Genomic DNA, 14,722 nt, shown 5'->3' with positions numbered 1-14,722 from the left:
CGGTCCCGCTACGCCTGGGGGTCGTCGGGGACGACGTGCACGGCGGCCTCCTCGGCGGAGGCGGCCGCGCCGTCGATGCCGACGTCCTCGCCGACCAGGTCCTTCTCGGTGTCCTCGCCGGACCCCTCGTCGGGGGCGACCAGGCGGCCCGCGCGCTCGTCGCCCACCTCGCCGTCGTCGAGGTCCTCCTCGCCGTCGGCGGCCTCGGCCGCGGCGTAGGGGTCGGGCTCGGGCTCCTCCTGGGCCACCCGCTGGTCGAGGGTCTCGCCGAGCGCCTCCTCGTAGGGGGTGTTGCCGAACCCCTGGGCGGCGGAGTACTTCTCCGGCGGTGAGTAGCCGCGGTCGGCCTCGTCGTCGAGGTCGGAGTCGCCGAAGTCCTCGGCCCCCGGCTGGTCCTCGTCGTCGACGCTGTAGTCGCCGTAGGTCTCGCCGTCGGCGGGGTCGCCGTTGGTCATCCGTTCCTCCTGCTCGTCGTGGCTCGGGTCGCTCGGTACCCCGTGCGCCCCCGCGATACGCCGGGGCTCACCCCGCCAGCCGCGACCCGACGTCGAGGAGGCTGGCGCCCAGTGCCGACTCGGGGTCGGCGAGCAGCGGCTCGAAGGCGATCTCGGCCGCGCCGAGCAGCGAGGAGTCGGCGCCGAGGGCCGGGTGCGAGAGCGTGACCGACTCCAGCGGAGCCGGGAGCGCGCGGGTCGACAGCGCCGCCTGCACCTCACCGCCGACCAGGGTGAACAGGCCGCTGAAGTAGCCGCCGAGCACGACCAGGCGCGGGTTGAAGGCGTTGACGATCGCGGCCAGCCCGTTGCCGAGGTGGCGGCCGATCCGCCGCAGCTCGGGGGTCGGCGCCGACAGTGCGGCCAGCTCCTCGTCGAGCTGCGGCACCCGGTCGGCCGGGCAGCGGATCGCGGCGGCGACGGCGGTGCCGCCGACCTCGGTCTCCCAGCAGCCGGCGTTGCCGCAGTGGCACATCGCGCCCTCGGGGTTGAGCGGCAGGTGGCCGATCTCGCCGGCGTAGCCGCCCGACCCGGTCAGCCGGACGCCGCCCACGACCACCCCCGCGCCGACGCCGACGTTGCCGGCGACGTAGACCAGGTCGTCGACGCCGACGCCGGCTCCGCGGTGGTGCTCGGCGAGCGCGCCGAGGTCGGCATCGTTGGCCAGCGAGACGGGGATCTCGACGCCGAGCGCCGCGAGCACGATCGAGCCGAACGAGACGTCGACCCACTCCAGGTTGGGCGCCAGCCGGATCAGCCCGTCGCTGCGCCGGACCAGGCCCGGGACGCTGACGCCGATGCCGACCAGCGGCGAGGTGGTGGGGGCCCCGGCGACCACGGCGCGGATCAGCGCGGCCACCGACGCGCCGACCTGCCAGGCCTCGGGGCGGCTCTCGACGGGCGCCGAGGCCCGCTCCAGCACCCGGCCGCCCAGGCCGACCCGGGCCACCGTGGCCCGGTCGACGCCGAGGTCGACCGCGATCACGTAGGGGCCGTCGGCGGCGAGCCGCACGCCCGCGGACGGCCGGCCCGCCCCCTGCCGGGCCGGGGACCGCGTGCTGGAGGGGGTGACGTGCTCGATCACCCGCATCGACTCCAGCTCGCCGACCAGGCCGGCGATCGTGCTCCGGTTGAGCCCCATCAGCCCGGTCAGGTCGGCGCGCGAGGTCTGTCCCACCCGGTGCACGTGGCGGAGCAGGGTCCCGAGGTTGTGCCGGCGCACGGACTCCTGGTTGGAGCCCGTGCCCGGCCGGCCGGTGCGCGTCATCGCACCCCGGCGCCTAGACGCCGGCCGCGGAGCGGCGGCGGCGCGAGACCGCGTCGACGCTCGCGGCGAGCAGCAGGACGCCGCCGGTGACCAGGTAGTTGATGTAGCTCGCCTGGTTGAGCAGGCCCAGGCCGTTGGGGATGGTCGCGATCACGAGCCCGCCGACCACCGCGTCCATCGCCCGGCCGCGGCCGCCGAAGAGGCTGGTCCCGCCGATGACGGCCGCGCCCACGGCGTAGAGCAGCACGTTGCCGCCGCCCGAGCCGGGGGAGACCTTGCCGGTGTACGACGCCGCGAGCAGGCCGCTGACCGCTGCCATCGAGGAGCCGATCACGAACGCCGCGATCTTGACCCGGGTGACGTTGATGCCGGCCCGCCGGGCGGCCTCGGCGTTGCCGCCGACGGCGTAGAGGTGGCGGCCGAAGCGGGTGCGCTTGAGCACGAAGGTCCAGAACAGCAGCAGCGCGATCACCACCGGCGCGACCCACGGGATGCCGCTGATGTTGAACACGGCCGGGTTGGGCGCCCGGTTGGAGCTCAGCAGGGCGGTGAGTCCCAGCACGATCACCGCGAGCACGCCGATCTGCAGGAGCACCAGCGCCAGCGGCTGGTGCACCAGCCCGCGCGCCGAGCGGGAGCGGTAGCGCCACAGGGCGAGCGCCGCGAACGCGACCACGATGGCGACGGCGGCGATCCAGCCGGCGGTGACGGGGACGTTCTTGATCGAGAGCCCGCGCAGCACCTCGTCGTTGAAGCGCAGCGAGCCGCCGGAGCCGATCAGCCGCAGCGGCACGGCCTGCAGCGCCAGGAAGAAGGCCAAGGACACCACGAACGACGGGATGCCGAGCAGCGCCACCAGCGAGCCGATGGCCAGGCCGATCACGGCGCCGAACGCGATGCCGGCCAGGGTCGCCAGCCACCACGGGTGGCCGTAGTCGATCATGGCGAGCGCGGTGATGGTCGCGGCCGCACCGCCGGTGACGCCGGCGGAGAGGTCGATCTCGCCGAGCAGCAGCACGAAGACCAGGCCCATGGCCAGCACGCAGATCGAGCCGGCCTGGATGACCAGGTTGGCCATGTTGTAGGTCGTGAGGAAGCGGTCGTGCAGCGAGCTGAACACGACGAAGAGCACGATCAGGCCCAGGATGGCGGGCAGCGAGCCCATGTCGCCGCCGCGCAGGCGGTTGAGGTAGTCGCGGGCCGAGTCGCCGATGGTGGCGGCCTGGCGGTTGTCGTTGTCGAAGCCGGAGCCGGGCGCCTGCGGCGCCGCGGCCGGGCCGGTCAGGTCGCCGTGCGGCGTGTCGAAGTCAGTCATGTCGTCGTCCTCAGATCGTCGCGGTGGCGCTGTTGGCGATGCCGAGGTCGCCGGAGCGACCCGCGGTGATCAGCTCGACCACCTGGCTGTGCGTCACGTCCTTGGTAGCCACGTCGGCGGCCACCCGGCCGAGGTAGAGCGCGGTGATCCGGTCGGCGACCTCGAAGACGTCGGACATGTTGTGCGAGATCAGCACGACGCCGAGGCCGCGGTCGGCCAGCCGCCGGACCAGGTCGAGGACCTGGCGGGTCTGGGCCACGCCCAGGGCGGCGGTGGGCTCGTCGAGCAGCACGATCTTGGAGTTCCAGAGCACCGCCTTCGCGATGGCCACGGTCTGGCGCTGGCCGCCGGAGAGGCTCGCGACGCCCTGGCGCACCGACTTCACGGTGCGCACCGACAGCGATGCGAGGGTCTCGCGGGCGCGCGACTCCATGGTGACCTCGTCGAGGGCGAGACCCTTGGTCTCCTCGCGGCCGAGGAACATGTTCTCGACGATGTCGAGGTTGTCGCACAGCGCGAGGTCCTGGTAGACGACCTCGACGCCGAGCGCGGCGACGTCGCGCGGCCCGTGCACGGTGACGGGCTGGCCGTCGAAGACGTAGTCCCCGGAGTCGCGGCCGTAGATGCCGGCGATGATCTTGACCAGGGTGGACTTGCCGGCGCCGTTGTCGCCCACGAGGGCGGTGACCTGGCCGGGGTGGACGGCGAAGTCGACGTCGTGGAGGACGTGGACGACACCGAAGCTCTTGTTGACGCCGCGCAGCTCGAGCAGGGGCTGGCTCATCTGGACTCCCTCGGAGGCCCGGGCGGGGGGAGCACGCGCGGGCCGGTGAATTGTTGTTCGGACAAACGAAAGACGCCCGGGCCGGGTGGTCCGACCCGGGCGCCCCTCGTGCCTAGGTCACTCGGTGATGCCGGCCTCGGTGCAGAGGTCGGCGTACTCACCGGAGCAGACGTCGGCGTAGCTCTGGCCACCGTCGGCGATCACGTCGCCCACGTTGTCCTTGGTGATCGACACCGGGTCGAGCAGGATCGAGGGCACGTCGCGCCCGCCCTCGGCGTCCTCGGTGGTGCCGGTGGTCTCGGCCTCGCCGCCGGTCGCCAGGGCGATCGCGGCCTCGGCGAGCGCAGCCGCCTCGAGCTTGGCGGACTTGTAGACCGTCATGCACTGGGTGCCGGCGAGGACGTTCTGCAGGCCCTCGACGGTGGCGTCCTGACCCGTGACCGGGACCTTGCCGGCCTGGCCGTTGGCCTCGAGCACGCCGATCGCGGCGCCACCCAGACCGTCGTTCGCGGCCAGCACGCCGTCGACCTTGCCGTCGGCAGCGGTGTAGAGCTGCTGGAAGATCGTGGCGGCCTCCTCGTTGTCCCAGTCGGGGACGGCCTGCTCGCCGACGACCTTGTAGCTGTCGATGGCGTCGAGGACGCTGTGCGCGCCCTCCGCGAAGAGGGTGGCGTTGTTGTCGGTGGGCGAGCCGTTGAGGTAGACGATGTTGGCGTCCTTCTCGCCGAGGCAGTCGGCGAGACCCTGGCCCTGCAGCTCGCCGACGACGGTGTTGTCGAACGAGACGTAGTAGTCCGCCGAGCCGCCGAGGGTGAGGCGGTCGTAGTCGATGGTGGCGACGCCCGCCGTGGCGGCCTTCTCCTGGATGGCCGCGCCCGACTCGGAGTCGAGGTTGACGATGGCGAGGACGGTCACGCCGTCGCCGATCATGGTGTCGGCGATCTGGGTCATCCGCTCCGCGTCGCCCTCGGCGTTCTGGATGTCGGCCTCGACGCCGGCCTCCTCGAAGGCCGCCTCGAGCGCCGGACGGTCCGCCGACTCCCAGCGCACCGAGGACTCGGTGTCGGGAAGGATCACGCCGACCTTGCCGGTCTCGCCGCCGTTGCTGCTACCGCCGTCGCCGGCGTTGTTCCCGTCGTCGCCCCCGTCGTCGCTGCCGCACCCGGCCAGCGCGAAGGTTGCGCTCATCAGGCCCACGAGAACCATGCTCTGCATGCGCTTCAAGCGAACCGCCTCCTTGATCTGCTCGATCGAACTTCGTGTGGTGGTGGTGCCGCGCTGCCCGAGGACCCCGCGACGTTTGTTGTTCGGCACAACATATGGAGTGACTGCGGTCACGTCCAGAGGGGAGGGCGATTTTGTTTCCGAGCCGTTACCGAGCGGTGTCGCCCGGGCGGGGCGTCAGCGAGCGTCAGCGAGCCTCAGCGGGCGTCGTAGAGGGTGGTGCGCTCGCGGACCGGCCGGTCGATGCCGGCGCCGATCTCGACCAGCTCGGCGACGGTCTTGGCCGAGCCGTGCTCGGAGCCGGCCATCCGCGAGATGGTCTCCTCCATCAGGGTGCCGCCCAGGTCGTTGGCACCGGCGCGGAGCATCGCGCGGGTGCCGTCGACGCCGAGCTTGACCCACGACGTCTGGATGTTGTCGACCCGCCCGTGCAGCAGGATCCGCGCCAGCGCGTGCACCGCGAGGTTGTCGCGGGCGGTGGGGCCGGGGCGGGCGACGCCGGCGAGGTAGATGGGCGCGCTGGTGTGGACGAACGGCAGCGGCACGAACTCGGTGAACCCGCCCACCCCGGCCTCCCGGGCGGCGTCCTGGATGCCGGTGAGCACCCGGAGGTGGCCGACCCAGTGGCGAGGGTTGTCGACGTGGCCGTACATCATCGTCGAGGTGGTGGGGATGCCGAGCCGGTGGGCGGTCGTGACCACCTCAACCCAGGTGCGGGCCGGCAGCTTGCCCTTGGTCAGCACCCAGCGGACCTCGTCGTCGAGGATCTCCGCGGCGGTGCCGGGCAGCGAGCCGAGGCCGGCCTCGCGGGCCTTGATGAGGAAGTCCTCGATGCTCAGGCCGGTGCGCGCGGTGCCGTTGACGACCTCCATCGGGCTGAAGGCATGCACGTGCATGTCGGGCACCCGCTGCCGGACCGCCGAGACCAGGTCGAAGTACGACGACGCGGGGAGCTCGGGGTCGATGCCGCCCTGCATGCAGACCTCCGTCGCGCCCAGCGCCCACGCCTCCTCGGCGCGGTCGGCGACCTCGTCGAGCGAGAGCGAGTAGGCGTCGGCGTCGGTGCGTCGCTGGGCGAAGGCGCAGAACCGGCAGCCGACGTAGCAGACGTTGGTGAAGTTGATGTTCCGGTTGACGACGTAGGTGACCTCGTCGCCGACGACCTCGCGGCGCAGGTCGTCGGCCAGCCGGACCACCTGCTCGAGCAGCGGCCCCTCGGCGGTCATCAGGGTCAGCGCGTGCTCGTCGGAGAGGCCGCCGGGGTCGGCCTCGGCGGCGCGCAGGGCGTCGCCGCCCTCGGCGTGCAGCACGGCCGGGGCGCCGGTGGTGGCCGCGGCGTCCTGCACCGAGCCCCAGTCGCCGTAGACGTCGGCGAAGTCGGAGCGCCGGTCGTCGGTGCGGCCCTCGGTGTCGACGGCGGCGAACAGGTCGGTGCGGCCGACCGACTCGAAGCCGCCGTCGGGCTCCTGCCACGGCAGCCCGACCGGCCGTGCGCCGGGTCGGGCGAGCCCGTCGTCGGTGGCCAGCGCGGCCACGTGTGCCGAGACGCGGGGGTCGAGCCACGGCTCGCCCTGCCGCACGTACTCGGGGTGCACGGTCAGCCGGGGGGCCAGCTCGAAGCCGCACGCGGAGGTGGTCTCGCGCAGCCGCTCCAGCGACGGCCAGGGCCGCTCGGGGTTGACGTGGTCGGGCGTGAGCGGCGAGACCCCGCCCCAGTCGTCGACCCCGGCGGCCAGCAGCGCCCGGCACTCGGCCAGGTCGACGAGGTTGGGCGGGGCCTGCACCCGGGCGCGCGGCCCGAGCACCACCCGGGTGACCGCGATCGTCGCGCGGTACTCGTCGAGCCCGAGGTCGTCGGTGTGGCGCATCGCGGTGTCGGGCTTGGCCCGGAAGTTCTGGACGATGACCTCCTGCACCGAGCCGTAGGCGCGGGAGACCCGGCGGAGCGCGAAGATCGTCTCGGCGCGCTCGGCAAGGGTCTCGCCGATGCCCACCAGCAACCCGGTCGTGAACGGGATCGACAGCCGGCCCGCGTCCTCGAGCACCCGGAGCCGGACGTCGGGGTCCTTGTCGGGCGAGCCGTGGTGGGCCTCGCCGCGGGTCTCGAAGAGCCGGCGCGAGGTGGTCTCGAGCATCATCCCCATCGAGGGCGATACCGGCTTGAGCCGGTTCATCTCCTCCCACGACATGACGCCGGGGTTGAGGTGGGGCAGCAGGCCGGTCTCCTCCAGCACCCGCACCGCCATCGCCCGCACGTAGGCGAGCGTGGAGTCGTAGCCCTTCTCGTCGAGCCACTGCCGGGCCTCGGGCCAGCGGTCCTCGGGCCGGTCGCCGAGGGTGAACAGCGCCTCGAGGCAGCCCAGGGCCGCCCCGTCGCGCGCGACCGCCAGGATCTCGTCGGGGGAGAGGTAGGGCTCACGGCCCTCGCGCCGGGCCTGGCCCGGGGTCTCGACGAACGTGCAGTAGTGGCACCGGTCGCGGCACAGCCGGGTGACCGGGATGAACACCTTGGGCGAGTAGGTCACCACGCCCGGCCGGCCGGCGGCGACGAGGCCCGCGTCGCGCACCCGTGCGGCCACGGCGGTCAGCCGGTCGAGGTCCTCGCCCCGGGCGGCCAGCAGCACCTCGGCCTCGGCCACGTCGAGCGCCGCGCCCCGCTCCGCGCGCGCGAGCGCACGTCGTACCTGCTGCGGAGTCGGGTCGCCCACACGTCGAGGCTAGCCACGGGCGGGCCGGGGCGCTGCCCCGGCCCACCCGTTGACACCGCTCAGACGGGGACCTTCTCCGGCTCCGTCGCTGGGGGCGTCGCCTGGTCGCCTCCCCGGTCGAGCTTGCTCGGCCACCAGATCCGGCTGCCCGCGTCGAGGTTGATCGCGGTCACCAGCACCGACCGGACGATCATCGTGTCGAGCAGCACGCCCAGCGCCACGGCCACGCCCAGCTCGGCCAGGAACACCAGCGGCAGCGAGCCGAGCACGAGGAACGTCGCCGCCAGCACCACGCCCGCCGAGGTGATCACCCCGCCCGTCGAGGACAGCGCGATCAGCGAGCCCTGGCGGGTGCCGTGCTGGGCCGCCTCCTCGCGCACCCGGGTCATCAGGAAGATGTTGTAGTCGATGCCGAGTGCCACGAGGAACACGAACGCGAACAGCGGGAAGCCGGGATCGGTCTGCGCGCCGGACGGCCAGGTCTCGGTGACCAGCGGCAGCACGTAGTCGAACAGCAGCGCCGAGAGCCCGAGCGCGGCACCGAACGACAGCACCACCGTGCCGAGCAGGATCAGCGGCGCCACCAGGGCCCGGAGCAGCATCACCAGGATGAGCAGCACCACGAGCAGGACGATCGGGATGATCACCCGGTTGTCGCGGTCGGAGGCCTCCTTGGTGTCGAGGTAGAACGCCGCCCCGCCGCCGACCAGCGCGTCGGCGCCGTCGATGTCGTGCACCGCGTCGCGGGTCGCCTGCACGATGTCGAACGCGGCGGGCGAGGAGATGTCGGCGTCGATCGTGGCCTCGACGTAGCTGCGGTCGCCGCCCAGGTCCTGCGGGGGCGTGGCGTCGCCGAGACCCTCGACCTCGCCGAGCGCGGAGACGACCGCCTCGACCTGCCCGGTCGCCGTGACGACCTGCACGGTGTTGGAGGTGTCGGCCAGGCCGTGGCCCTCCAGGATCTTCTGGCCCTTGATGGAGTCGAACTCCTTGGTGTAGGTGTCCTCGGTCGACAGGCCCGACGGGTCGAGCTTGAAGAGGCCCAGGCAGGCCACCGCGAGCAGCCCGGCGGTGACCACCCACACCCGGCGCGGGCGCGGCGCGATGGCGTTGCCCACGCGGGCCCACAGGCCGCGGTTGTTGGGCTCGTCGGAGCCGAACGTCGGGCGCTTGGGCCAGAACATCCAGCGGCCGAAGATCACCAGCAGCGCCGGCAGCAGCGTGACCATCACCAGCATGGTCACGCCGATGCCGACCGCGTTGACCGGACCCAGGCCGGCGGTGGAGTTGAGGTCGGCGAAGAGCAGGCACAGCATGCCGACCGCGACGGTCGAGGCGCTCGCGATGATCGCCGGGGTGGCTCGGTGGAGCGCGAACGCCATCGCCTCGTGGCGGTCCTCGTGGCGGCGCAGCTCCTCGCGGTAGCGGGCCACGAGCAGCAATGCGTAGTCGGTGCCGGCGCCGATCACCAGGATGCCGAGGATGGCCTGGCTCTGCCCGTTGACGGTGAGGTCGGCGTACCTGGCGAGCAGGTAGACCACGCCGCCGGAGACCCAGTAGGACACCACGGCGCTGATGATCGGCAGCAGCCACAGGATCGGGCTGCGGTAGGTGAAGAGCAGGATCACCACGACCACGGCGAGCGTGATGAGGATCAGCCGCGAGTCGATGCCCTCGAAGGACTCGGAGGCGTCGGCCGCCTGGCCGCCGAAGCCGGCGAGGTGGACGGTGACGCCGTCGATCTCGGCGATGTCGCGGATCTCGTCGACGGCTTCCGGGATGTCGTTCCAGCCGTTCTCCCCGAAGTTGAAGACCAGGTAGGTGTAGGCGACCTCGCCGTCCTCGGAGGTCGCCGACGGCACCGGCACCCCCTGGGCGCGCAGTTCCTCGACCTCGTTGGGCGAGACCGCGCCGGCGTCGGTGACGCCCTTGATGTCGGCCATCTCGGCGGCCTGCTCGTCCATGGCGGCGAGATCGTCGTCGGTGAGGCCCTCGTCGCGGTTGTAGACCACGAGGGTAGGGATGTCGTTGGGGTCGACGGTGCTGGACAGCTGCTCGAGGACCTTGGTCGACTCGGCGGAGCCCGGGAGCCACGAGGAGGCCTCGTTGTTCTGGACGTCCACGAGCTTGGCGTTGAAGCCGGCCATGACGACGAACAGGACCACCCAGAAGGCGAGGACGATCCACTTGGTGACGCGGCCGGTGAGGGTGCCGGCGATCTGACGGTGCATGGGGTGAACTCCATCAAGGGCAGGGGACAGAGGACATCGGGGATGTCCCTGAGCCGGACCATGGTGGCGGGCCGGATTCATCGCTGTCCAAGGGAAAACCGCACCTGGGCTGGACCGGTGACCGCTTTCGCGCGGGGCGGTGACCGTTAGGGATCTGTCTCAGGAGGGCGGCGAGCCGTCCGGCACCTGTGCTCGTCCGCGGCGTCGCTCCCACCAGCCGCAGCCGGCGATCGCGAGGATCGCGACGAGCGAGCCCGCGATCGCGTCGACGACGTAGTGCTCGGCGAAGTAGACCAGCGCCGTCGACATGGCGATGGGGTAGAGCAGCACCAGGAACCGCCAGGCGCTGTGCAGCCGCCAGACGGCGTAGAAGGCGACGAGGAACGCGATGCCCGCGTGCAGGGACGGCATCGCGGCGACCTTGTTGCCCATCCCGTGGAGGACCAGGTTCTGCCGGCCCAGGTCGATCTCCGACCAGCCCCGACTGGTGATCCGGCGGACGTCGCCGAGGTAGCCGTCGCGAGCCGCCATCCACGGCGGGGCCATGGGGTAGACGAAGTAGATGCTCAGGCCGATCAGGTTGATCGCGACGAACCGGCGCATCCAGCGCCGCCACTCCTCGCGCGCCCGCACCCACAGCACGGCGGCGATGCTCAGCGCCACCAGGAAGTGGGAGGCGTAGACGGTGGTGAACGCGGTGTCCCACCACCGTGGCGGGGTGGTCTTGAGGCACGGGTCGGCGGCGCACCAGTGCTGCTGGGCCAGCTCCGTGGGGGTGGTGCCGCCGAACAGCCACTCGTCGAAGCGGATGGGGAACGTGTAGTGCACCGGCACGAAGGTGTGGTCGGCCAGGCCGCGCAGGAACCAGTAGACGACCAGCGCGAGGAGGTAGGGCCACCAGTCGCGCCAGAACTGCAGGTGCTCGTCGCGGCCGGCCCCGGCGTTCCACGCCACCGTGCCGAGCCAGAGCCACGCCGTGACCCCGATCGTGTCGTTGGGGATGCCGATCACCAGGCTCCAGGCGACCAGCGCGACGGCCCAGGCCGTCGTCGCCCGCACCCGTTGGCTGCGCGTGGTCCCCGGCGCGGTGGCCGGGGGCTCGGCGACCACGCTCACGACTCCTCCAGCACGTGGTAGATGGTGAAGCGGCCGGTGGTCGCGCGCTCCTCGTAGTGCTCGCGGAGGTACGGCGCCGCGGCCGCCGGGTCGACGCCCCAGGTGCCGAGCGAGCGGCCGACGGTGACGACCCAGGTCGGCCGGTCGTCGGAGGCCAGCAGGTGCGCGAGCTCGCGCAGCCGGGGGTCGAGGACCCGCACCGGCAGGCTCCACAGGTGGGGGTAGTCGCTGTCGAGCCCGGCCTCCCGCGCGATGTTGGCGGCGCCGAAGGCCACCAGTCCGGTGTCGCCGGGCCGCACGTGCTCGGTGAGGTAGGCGATCGCCGGCTCCTCCGGTCGCTCGTAGGGGTCGACGACGATCCAGCCGAGGGCCACCACGGTCGAGAGGCCGAGGCCGGCGTAGGAGACGAGCACGGCCCGGCGCAGCCGGGCGCCGACGACGTCGGCGCGCTGGGCGGCGGCCGCGGCGAGCAGCACCATCCCCGGCACCAGTCCCATCAGGTAGTGCAGCCAGTAGCTCCCGCCGAGGTGGACCACGAGGAGCTCCCAGGCCACCAGGGCGGCGGCCGGCCAGCGCAGGTCCGGCACCGACGCCCGCAGCCGGGCGGGGCGGCGCACGACCAGGGCTAGCACCACGGCCACCAGCGGGGCCAGGCTGCCGAGCAGGGCGAGCAGCACGCCGCCGAGCCGGTCGGTGGTGGTCGCGGGTGCCGAGCGCGAGATCACCTCCGCCGCCTCGCCGCGGAAGACCACGACCGCGCGGAACAGGTCGACCAGGTCGGTGCCGAGCGCCGCGGTCGCCGCGGCCACCGGCACCAGCACGAGCAGCACGCCGCCGAGCGCCGCGCCGAGCAGCCGGACGACGGCCCGCCCGCCGAGGCGCCGCCGGTGCACCGCCAGCAGCACCAGCCCGAGCAGGAACACGTCGACCAGGCTCTGCTTGACCAGCGCCGCCGAGACCGCCGCGGCGCCCGCCGCGACGGCCCAGCCGACCGACGAGCGCGAGACCGCGCGCAGCGCGGCGGCCGCACCGGCCAGCACGAACGGCAGGCCGAGCACCTCGCCGTTGACGACGCTGCCGCCGAACAGCGGGCTGGCGACCAGGGCGGCGCAGGTCGCGGCCGCGGCGACCGGCGCGAGCCGCGCGGCGGGCGCGGCCGCGCGACCCACCACCGCGGCGAGCGCCACGCTGCCGGTCGCGGCGAGGAGCCCCAGCACCCGTAGCGCGGGGGCGCCCCCCCCGGCGGCGGCCCCGGGGGAGAACGCGATCAGGCCCGGCGGCCGCGCGACCCACCACCGCGGCGAGCGCCACGCTGCCGGTCGCGGCGAGGAGCCCCAGCACCCGTAGCGCGGGGCCGCCGCCCAGGGCGTCGGCCAGTGCGAAGATCGCGATCAGGCCGGGCGGCCGGTCGACCCAGTAGTCGCCGTAGAGAGAGGCGCCCGGACCCCACTGGGCGGCCACCATGAGGTAGCCGCCCTCGTCGGGGCTCAGCGCGCGGCCGGCGAACGGCGCCCACCCCAGCGAGGTGAGCCCGACGAGCACGAGCACGACGGTGCGGGTGGACCACCCCAGGACGGCCGGGCGGGGGCTCTCGCGGGTCGGCGAGGCGTCGGTGCGGGTCGTGCTCACCTTCACCGCCTCGGGCCCCGGGCCGGGTGTCGCACCCCCGGCGTCGCACGGGACGCTACCAAGGAGCGCTCTCAGGCGGGGGCGCCACCCGCGGCCGGCTCGCGCTGCTGGATCGCCACCCGCACCCGTTCGCGCAGGTCGACGTAGTCCGGCAGGGCCCGGATCTCCTCCGGCGGCACCAGGTGCCCGGGGGTGCCGAACACCGCCGGCTCGTCGAGCACGATCCGCCCGGGGCGGGGGCTCATCACCAGCACCCGCGAGCCCAGGAACACCGCCTCGTCGACGCTGTGGGTGATGAACAGGATGGTCTTGCCGGTGGCCCGCCAGATCTCCAGGAGCTCGTTCTGCAGCCGCTCGCGGGTGAGCGCGTCGAGCGCGCCGAACGGCTCGTCCATCAGCACGATCTCGGGGTCGTTGGCCAGCACCCGCGCGATCTGCGCCCGCTGCTGCATGCCGCCCGACAGCTCGTAGGGTCGGTGGCCGGCCACGTCGGAGAGGCCGACCAGCTCGAGGTAGCGGTGCGCGGTCTCGGCGCGCTCCTGCTTCGACCGCCCGCGCAGCCGCGGCCCCAGCTCCACGTTGCGCTGCACCGAGAGCCACGGGAAGAGCGTCGGCTGCTGGAAGACCACGCCGCGCTCGATCCCCGGCCCGCGGACCGGGCGGGTGCCGACCCGCACCGCACCTTCACTCGGCTGCATGAACCCTGCGACCAGGCGCAGCAGCGTGGTCTTGCCGCACCCCGAGGGCCCGGCGAGCGTGACCAGCTCGCCGGGCTGGATCGTCAGGTCGATCCGGTCGAGCGCCGGGACCTGCCGCCCCTGCACGCGGAAGGAGTGGCGGACCCCGGCGACCTCGACCTCGTGCTCGTGCGTGCTGCTCACCCGGCCGCCCGCTCCGCGGGACCGGCGTCGACGTGCTCGGCGTACTCCGCCTCGGTGCCGACCGCCTCGATACCGCCCTGCTCGAGCAGGAAGCCGGCGGTGTTGAACAGGTCGGTGGCGAAGCCGCCCCCGAGGTAGTCCGGGCCCGCCTGCTCCTCGGCGGTGAGGTACTGCAGCCCGGCGAACTGCGCCTCCGCGGCGTCCGGCTCGATGCCGAGCACCACGGCGACCGACTCCGCGGCCTCGGCCGGCTCCTCGGTGATCAGCTTCACCGCCCAGTCCTGGGCCTTGGCCCACTGGGTCATGAACTCCTCGTTCTCGGCGGCGAAGGTGCGGTCGGCGGTGCCGACGTCGAACGTCGGACGGCCGGCCTCGGCGGTGTCGGCGCTGGAGAGGATCCGGGTGCCGCCGTCGTCGAGCAGCTGGCTCTGCACCGGGTCCCAGACCCAGGCGGCGTCGATCTGGTCACCCTGCCAGGCACCCGGCATGTCGTCGGGGTCGAGGTTGATCACCTCGACGTCCTCGGCGGGGTCGAGGCCGGCCTCGGTGAGGGCCTGCAGCAGCGAGTAGTGGGCGGTGCTGCTGAACGGCACCGCGACCCTCTTGCCCTCGAGGCCGGCGATGTCGGTGACGGCGGGGTCCTTGACCACCAGCGACTCGGCGTCGCCGATCACGTCGTGGATCCAGACCACCGCGATGTCGACGTCGTCGACCACCGGCTTGGACGACGCGATGGTGGCGGGGGAGGAGCCCATCAGGCCGAGGTCGACGTCGCCGGAGCCGTAGTACTGCACGACGTCGCCGCCCGAGGCGGCCTGCACCCAGGAGATCTTCGCGTTGGGCATGCAGGACTCGAGGACCTTGCGGTCCTTGACGACCGCGTCGCCGTTCGGGATGGCCTGCCACGCGATCCGGGCGGTGGTCTCGATCGACTCGTCGGGCTCCCAGGGGCAGTCGGAGTCGGGGGCGGCGCTGGAGTCGTCGCGCCCGGACTCGACGCAGCCGGCCAGGGTCAGGGCCAGGGTGCCGGCGGCGAGTGCCGCTGCGCCACGGGTCAGCTGGGTCTTCATGAG

Annotated in this window: 11 protein-coding genes; all 11 read right to left on the bottom strand. The window is 73.2% G+C overall.

Annotated features, from left to right (window positions below; all coding sequences use genetic code 11):
• Positions 1-8 precede the first annotated feature (8 nt).
• The 11 genes from JT721_RS03235 to JT721_RS03185 all read right to left on the bottom strand — a co-directional run bounded on the left by JT721_RS03235 (position 9) and on the right by JT721_RS03185 (position 14,719).
• Entirely contained in the window at positions 9-455 is a 447-nt protein-coding gene (locus JT721_RS03235) for a DUF5709 domain-containing protein (RefSeq protein ID WP_205471459.1), read from the bottom strand.
• Positions 456-522: 67 nt separating this feature from the next.
• On the bottom strand, positions 523-1,761 hold the full coding sequence (locus JT721_RS03230) for an ROK family protein (RefSeq protein WP_205471458.1): 1,239 nt from the start codon (positions 1,759-1,761) through the stop codon (positions 523-525).
• Between the two features lie 13 nt (positions 1,762-1,774).
• Positions 1,775-3,076 carry a sugar ABC transporter permease gene (locus tag JT721_RS03225; protein WP_205471457.1) on the bottom strand — a complete coding sequence of 434 codons (1,302 nt, stop codon included), beginning with the start codon at positions 3,074-3,076 and terminating at the stop codon, positions 1,775-1,777.
• Between the two features lie 10 nt (positions 3,077-3,086).
• Positions 3,087-3,860 (bottom strand): ATP-binding cassette domain-containing protein, encoded by a 774-nt coding sequence (locus JT721_RS03220; protein WP_205471456.1) that lies wholly within the window; start codon positions 3,858-3,860, stop codon positions 3,087-3,089.
• Positions 3,861-3,977: 117 nt separating this feature from the next.
• Positions 3,978-5,048 (bottom strand): sugar ABC transporter substrate-binding protein, encoded by a 1,071-nt coding sequence (locus tag JT721_RS03215; RefSeq protein ID WP_240340009.1) that lies wholly within the window; start codon positions 5,046-5,048, stop codon positions 3,978-3,980.
• A 233-nt stretch (positions 5,049-5,281) separates the two neighbouring features.
• Positions 5,282-7,792, bottom strand: a complete 2,511-nt coding sequence (locus tag JT721_RS03210) for a bifunctional FO biosynthesis protein CofGH (RefSeq protein WP_205471454.1) — start codon at positions 7,790-7,792, stop codon at positions 5,282-5,284.
• Between the two features lie 59 nt (positions 7,793-7,851).
• Complete coding sequence (locus JT721_RS03205; protein WP_205471453.1) at positions 7,852-10,023, bottom strand: MMPL family transporter; 2,172 nt, start codon at positions 10,021-10,023, stop codon at positions 7,852-7,854.
• Positions 10,024-10,182: 159 nt separating this feature from the next.
• Positions 10,183-11,133, bottom strand: a complete 951-nt coding sequence (locus JT721_RS21585) for a phosphatase PAP2 family protein (protein WP_205471452.1) — start codon at positions 11,131-11,133, stop codon at positions 10,183-10,185.
• 2 nt (positions 11,134-11,135) lie between these two features.
• A complete protein-coding gene (locus tag JT721_RS03195; RefSeq protein ID WP_205471451.1) occupies positions 11,136-12,356 on the bottom strand; it encodes a hypothetical protein in 1,221 nt (406 codons plus the stop codon).
• A gap of 483 nt (positions 12,357-12,839) precedes the next feature.
• Positions 12,840-13,649 carry an ABC transporter ATP-binding protein gene (locus JT721_RS03190; protein ID WP_205471450.1) on the bottom strand — a complete coding sequence of 270 codons (810 nt, stop codon included), beginning with the start codon at positions 13,647-13,649 and terminating at the stop codon, positions 12,840-12,842.
• Positions 13,646-14,719: an ABC transporter substrate-binding protein gene (locus JT721_RS03185; protein ID WP_205471449.1), complete on the bottom strand. Its 1,074-nt coding sequence runs from the start codon at positions 14,717-14,719 to the stop codon at positions 13,646-13,648. Before JT721_RS03185 ends, JT721_RS03190 begins: the two co-directional genes overlap by 4 nt.
• Positions 14,720-14,722: the final 3 nt, after the last annotated feature.

Source organism: Nocardioides sp. SYSU D00038, from assembly GCF_016924665.1.
In the GTDB taxonomy this organism is placed as follows: Bacteria; Actinomycetota; Actinomycetes; order Propionibacteriales; family Nocardioidaceae; genus Nocardioides.
This window is presented reverse-complemented; position numbering and strand designations above follow the sequence as displayed.